Below are 6074 nucleotides of genomic sequence, written 5' to 3' on the forward strand. Positions count from 1 at the left end.
AAACAATAAATCCTTGTATATATTTGTTTCAATTGGCTAATACCGATTATTTTTCATCAGTATCACGATGCTCTCTTTTACGATAACATGTTTTACAAATATAGGTACTTTACTAATTTATAAATCATGTGAAGAAATACATGACAAATACCATAATTTAAAACTCCTGTGATATTAACATTCAATTTATATCTTTTTTGTCCCTATTGAAATTTAACTATATTAACTTAATCACTGTGAAAATAATTTTTATTAATTTTTCAGAATTTTTAGACAAAATATTTATCTTCTGTGCTATTATATTAATTATCAGAATCAGCCAACTCATTTATCTACATGTAGATGATTTTTAATACGTATTGTTAAGGAATGTTTGCTGACTCATGTTAATAGTAAGTTGATGTTATGGAGGTTTGTTATGGGAAGTTTTTTTAATCGGATGACTCGGAAAGAGAATCCTACTATTTATCAAAATAAAGATGGGCATCTTAAACGCACGCTACGTGTACGCGACTTTCTTGCACTAGGTGTTGGTACAATTGTTTCTACATCTATCTTCACTTTACCAGGTGTTGTCGCGGCTGAGCATGCCGGACCTGCTGTTTCGTTGTCATTCTTATTAGCTGCTATTGTGGCAGGTCTTGTAGCCTTTACTTATGCAGAAATGGCATCTACAATGCCTTTTGCAGGATCAGCTTATTCATGGATTAATGTACTTTTTGGTGAATTATTCGGATGGGTTGCCGGTTGGGCGCTTTTAGCAGAATACTTTATTGCTGTTGCTTTCGTTGCTTCCGGCTTTTCTGCTAACTTAAGAGGTCTTATTGCACCATTAGGTATTTCTTTACCTAAATCATTATCTAATCCATTTGGAAGTAACGGTGGTGTCATTGATATCATTGCTGCTGTGGTGATTATTTTAACTGCATTACTATTATCACGCGGAATGAACGAAGCTGCTCGTATGGAAAATATATTGGTTATTCTAAAGGTGTTAGCCATCATTTTATTTGTGATTGTAGGGCTCACTGCGATAAATTTCAGTAACTATATACCATTTATTCCAGAACATAAGGTTACTGATACTGGTGACTTTGGAGGTTGGCAAGGTATTTATGCTGGAGTTTCAATGATTTTCTTAGCTTATATTGGTTTTGACTCTATTGCTGCTAATTCAGCTGAAGCGATTAATCCACAGAAGACAATGCCTAGAGGAATCTTAGGATCACTCATAGTAGCTATTGTATTGTTTGTTGCCGTAGCACTTGTTCTTGTTGGCATGTTCCACTACTCTCAATATGCTGATAATGCAGAGCCAGTAGGTTGGGCATTACGAGAAAGTGGTCATGGTATTATTGCTGCAATTGTTCAAGCAATTTCTGTTATCGGTATGTTCACTGCATTAATTGGTATGATGCTTGCAGGTTCACGTCTATTATATTCATTTGGACGAGATGGTTTACTCCCTTCTTGGTTAAGTCAATTAAATCACAAACATTTACCTAATCGAGCACTTGTCTTACTTACAATCATTGGTGTAGTTATCGGATCAATGTTCCCGTTTGCTTTCTTAGCACAATTGATTTCCGCAGGTACCCTTGTTGCATTCATGTTTGTGTCACTAGCCATGTATCGATTAAGAAAACGCGAAGGGAAAGATTTACCTAAGCCAGAATTTAAATTACCTTTATATCCTATTTTGCCTGCAATTACATTTATATTAGTATTGCTAGTATTTTGGGGATTAAGTTTTGAAGCTAAATTGTATACACTGATATGGTTTATTGTAGGTATAATTATATATTTAATTTATGGAATTAGACATTCCAAAAAGAATGATGAAGAAGCGTATCAAGTACCTAGAGAATAAATGAAAGACTTATAGATTAAATTAAAATATAGGGAGTAGGACAACGAACTCGTTATGAATTCTGTCCCACTCCCTATATTAATATTGTTATTTAGTATCGAGGCTTTGCTATTCATCTACTTATTCTTACCAACCTTGACCACTAATGTCATACTGATTTAATTCTCCTCTTTCCAACTTTTCAAGCGCCTGTTCTATTGTATCTAATGCTTTATCAAGTTGCTTATAGGTAATCACAAGTGGTGGTTGAAATCTTAAGACATTACCCGCAACTGCTATGATAATCACACCATTTTCAAAGCAGTAATTACATATCTTTAATGCTGCTTCAGAATCTCTAGTTTTCTCAATTTTATTTGATACTATGTCTATTCCAATTGATAATCCAATACCTCGAACATCACCTACATATTGGTAACGTTCTATCCATGGGTCTATTCTTTTTCTAACATAATTCCCTTTTTTCCATGAGGCGTTTAGTAAATCTTCATCTTCAATCATCTTTATCGTTGCTAATGCTGCTTCACAACTTACAGGATTTGCACCAGTTGTAAATAAATGTGCAGGTGCTTCAAGACTTTCCATGATTTCTTTACGACCTACAATCGCAGACATTGGTAAACCTCCAGCTAATGACTTTCCAAATGTCATTAAATCTGGAGTAAAATGATAATGATCTACGGAACTCCACTTTCCCGTACGACCTAATCCTTGTTGGATATCATCAACTGCAATAAGAATATTGTGAGCTTGGCAAAGCTCTTGTAATGCTTCAAAATAACCTGGTACGGGTTCAAGTAAGCCACCGTCACCTTGAATTGTTTCAACCACAATACATGCCACTTCCTCCGCAGGGACGTATTTTACAAACATTTCTTTTAAAGGCGCTAAATATTCCTCAACCGTGTTAGGTTTAGCTTGATCAAACATCCCCCTATACTTATCGGGAAAAGGTATATGGTAAAATCCATTAAGTAATGGTCCATAATGCTTACGCATATTCAAACTAATTGAAGACATTGATAATGAACCAAATGTTGAACCATGGTATGCATTGGTAAAACTTATGATGTATGGACGTCCTGTATACGCACGTGCAAACTTTATAATCCCATCATTAGCATCAGAGCCACTTAATCCGAAAGTAACTCTCTTCTCATAATTTCCAGGAGCAATGTCACATAATTTTTTTGATAATCGCACTAACGGTTCATGATACATATATGCCGGTGTATAATGAATGAATTTCTCAGTTTGGTTCTTAATTGCTTCAACTACTGGCTTCGGAGCGTGACCCACATTTTGTGAACTTGCACTTGCTAATAAATCAATATAAGACTTACCCTCTATATCGATTAACGTGGCTCCATAACCATGATCAATAACTAGAGGATAATATTTAATCCGTCCAGAATGTGCAAAATAACGTTCATCTTCATCTATCAAATGACTAACTTTACTCATTGAGTTCCCTCCCAATAATGACTCTTTTTAATATAGCTATCTACATTTGAAGCTATAAAACTATCAACTGCTATCGTTTTAAAATAAATCAATACTAATAGGATAGTAATCAATATACTAACAATTTTCAGATTTGTAAATATTTTCTGATAATTAAAAATATTTTCGTTTCGATTCTTTTGTGATAAAGAAATATATGTCATTGAGTCTTAGATGATATGTTTAAAGGGAATATAGAATAAAATATTTTACGGAGGATATTAATATGAATGGGTTAAAAATATTTTATCATTTATTATACGCAACCACGATTAGCGTGCTATTACTTATTTTAACTATATTAATGGATGTGTTACTACAAAACACACACTTAACTCAGTTATTACTCAATATTGATTTTTTAATCAACCCTGATGAAGTGCCAACAATTATCGAAGTACTGATTCATTTAAGTATTGGAATATTGATTTATATCACCTTTTTAATTATCTATCATTATTCAAAATTCTTGTATCGTCTAGCATACTTACTTTTAGTATTAATATTTGCTTTGATGTATCCACTTCTCGTTTTTCTTGCGCAACGCTCAATTTTTTCCTTTAGTTGGAACGAATTTGCATGGTGGTTAGTTGCACATCTTTTTTTCGTCATTTTAATGGCGAGTTGTCTACCTATCATTTCGAAAAAAACTTTATGATTTTAAAACTCATTTCTCAATGTCTTTTACATATTATAAAATAAATATTGGCAGTAGAAACATCATAGATAATTAGACTATGATATCTCTACTGCCCTATTAGTTATTCTGGCTCTCCATCTTCATCATACTTCGTTACTTCTCCATCTTTATCGATAATATAAGATCCTTCTAAATGACCTTCTTTATCTGTAAACGAGAACCCCCAACTACCATCACTATCTTTTTCTGGTTCTTTGTAAATATATGTGTCTGTATCTAATTGATGCCCTTCGTAGTCCTCAACTATATCGATAACATTACTTCGTGTCACCGTTACTTCATCAGAACTGCTTGATTGATTTTCCGTTTCAGAAGTATCATCTTCATCTTTTAAATTATCGCCAACTGAAAATTGAGTCCTCATCATCTGACTTATCTTATTGATTTCACTTTCACTTGCGTTGTATAACTTAACTGTACGAGCATCATCTATAATGCGCTGAGATTCTCTTTTAGAGTAATCAGCGTCACGCCAACTCCCTTGAAAATGTGATGGTACATTATATATTGTAATTGTGCCATCTCCATTATTTTTATAATAAACTGAACCTGCTGCAGTAACACTTGCTGTTAACAATTCTGTTCCTTCAGGTAGTTTAGCTGATTCGTCTGGGTGATAGGGATCTAAAACTTTATTAGAAATATTTTGATGTACAATTTCTAAATCGTCAAAAGGAAGGTCACTATCACCTCTATAGCTATCTAAAGCAGTTAACCAAACTTGAGCATAGTATTTATTCGAATGGGTATCTTGTTGTGTGTCTTGCTGATTACCTCCTGTTTGATTTCTACTTGTACTTGATTTTGAATCTCTGTTATTTTTATCCCCTGATTGTTGATCATCATTTATCGTTGAGCTTCCTTTATTATCACTATCTCCAAGACCACAACCGGCTAATATTAATACTGTAAACGCACATATCACTGCTAATTTCTTCAATTCAAATACTCCCCTACATTCTAATCTATTTAACACAACAAAATAAACCACTTTATAAAATAATTATAAACTAACTATTTTTAAAAATGTACAACAATTTAACAGATTATTAAAAATTCGCTATTTACTAAGCAATACTTGACGTCTTTTTTACTGCTGTATCATCAGCAATGATTTATAATTATTAAGATTTTTAACGTATCTTAAAATTTGTGTTTGAATTCTTTTAAACCACTATTATCTCGCAATCAAGGTGCTAAACTATAATCGTAAAGTAATTTAAATACATCATATATCATCAATTCGAAATGGGGTTATCAATGTGAAAAAGATTTCTCTAATTGCAACGACTGTATTAACAGGATTATTATTATTTCCAAGTGTCAATGACACAACGACACATGCAGCCGAAGTAACATCTCATGATGCACAAGCTGTAGCAATTCAAGCTATGAAAAATAGTGGTGGCAATCCGGACTTACAAAATTTCAAAAAAGTTAAGGATAAAGGGGATTATTTCACAATTGATATCAATAATAAATCTGGTGCTGGTGTCGGTACTTATAAAGTATACAAAAATGGTGTGGTGCTATATAAAAGTGGAGATTATGGAGAATATAGTCAACTCAATACACCACAATGCTATGTTGCACAAGATATTGCTACAACATCTTCACAAGTAAAACAACACTCTACTCAACAGACACATGCAGTGGATAGCACACGTGAACTCAATTCATATTACGTAGGTCAAGTTCAATCTTCTGACTTACCACAACAAAGCTCATCTGATATGCTACCGAATACTGGTATGAAAGATAAAAATTTCAATACAAATGGTATAATAAGTCTATTTTTACTCACTGCTGGTTTCATTGCACTTTACCATCAACCTTTACGTAAAATGACATAGTTCTTTGAATATCATTTTGGGATAGTATGATGTTGCACCACGATGATGTCTGAATTCAGTCTTAGGAATTGTTTCTACAAAATCATTTGTGGGGATAAGAACTGAAGTATCCTTTGGTAAAGTAAGTTGAGTCATATTATAATCTTTA

At 33.2% G+C, this 6074-nt stretch carries 5 protein-coding genes; 3 read left to right on the top strand and 2 right to left on the bottom strand.

Translation table 11 applies throughout. The features are described 5' to 3' along the window. Positions 1-418 precede the first annotated feature (418 nt). Positions 419-1870, top strand: coding sequence for an APC family permease (locus HMPREF3241_RS09480; protein ID WP_002490588.1), 1452 nt, complete (start codon positions 419-421; stop codon positions 1868-1870). Positions 1871-1996: 126 nt separating this feature from the next. On the opposite strand, the gene HMPREF3241_RS09485 is transcribed toward HMPREF3241_RS09480, so the two are convergent. Next, entirely contained in the window at positions 1997-3334 is a 1338-nt protein-coding gene (locus HMPREF3241_RS09485; protein ID WP_070853625.1) for an aspartate aminotransferase family protein, read from the bottom strand. Positions 3335-3599: 265 nt separating this feature from the next. On the opposite strand from HMPREF3241_RS09485, the gene HMPREF3241_RS09490 reads away from it, so the two are divergent. Further along, complete coding sequence (locus HMPREF3241_RS09490; protein ID WP_049383235.1) at positions 3600-4031, top strand: hypothetical protein; 432 nt, start codon at positions 3600-3602, stop codon at positions 4029-4031. A gap of 103 nt (positions 4032-4134) precedes the next feature. Here HMPREF3241_RS09490 and HMPREF3241_RS09495 read toward each other — a convergent pair whose 3' ends face one another. Next, the gene (locus HMPREF3241_RS09495) at positions 4135-5013 is read right to left on the bottom strand and encodes a hypothetical protein (protein WP_049383234.1); all 879 of its coding nucleotides are present in this window, start codon (positions 5011-5013) and stop codon (positions 4135-4137) included. Between the two features lie 322 nt (positions 5014-5335). Here HMPREF3241_RS09495 and HMPREF3241_RS09500 point away from each other — a divergent pair, with 322 nt between their 5' ends. Next, entirely contained in the window at positions 5336-5926 is a 591-nt protein-coding gene (locus tag HMPREF3241_RS09500; protein ID WP_002490686.1) for a hypothetical protein, read from the top strand. Positions 5927-6074: the final 148 nt, after the last annotated feature.

The organism is Staphylococcus sp. HMSC34G04 (assembly GCF_001838765.1).
Classification (GTDB): domain Bacteria; phylum Bacillota; class Bacilli; order Staphylococcales; family Staphylococcaceae; genus Staphylococcus; species Staphylococcus epidermidis.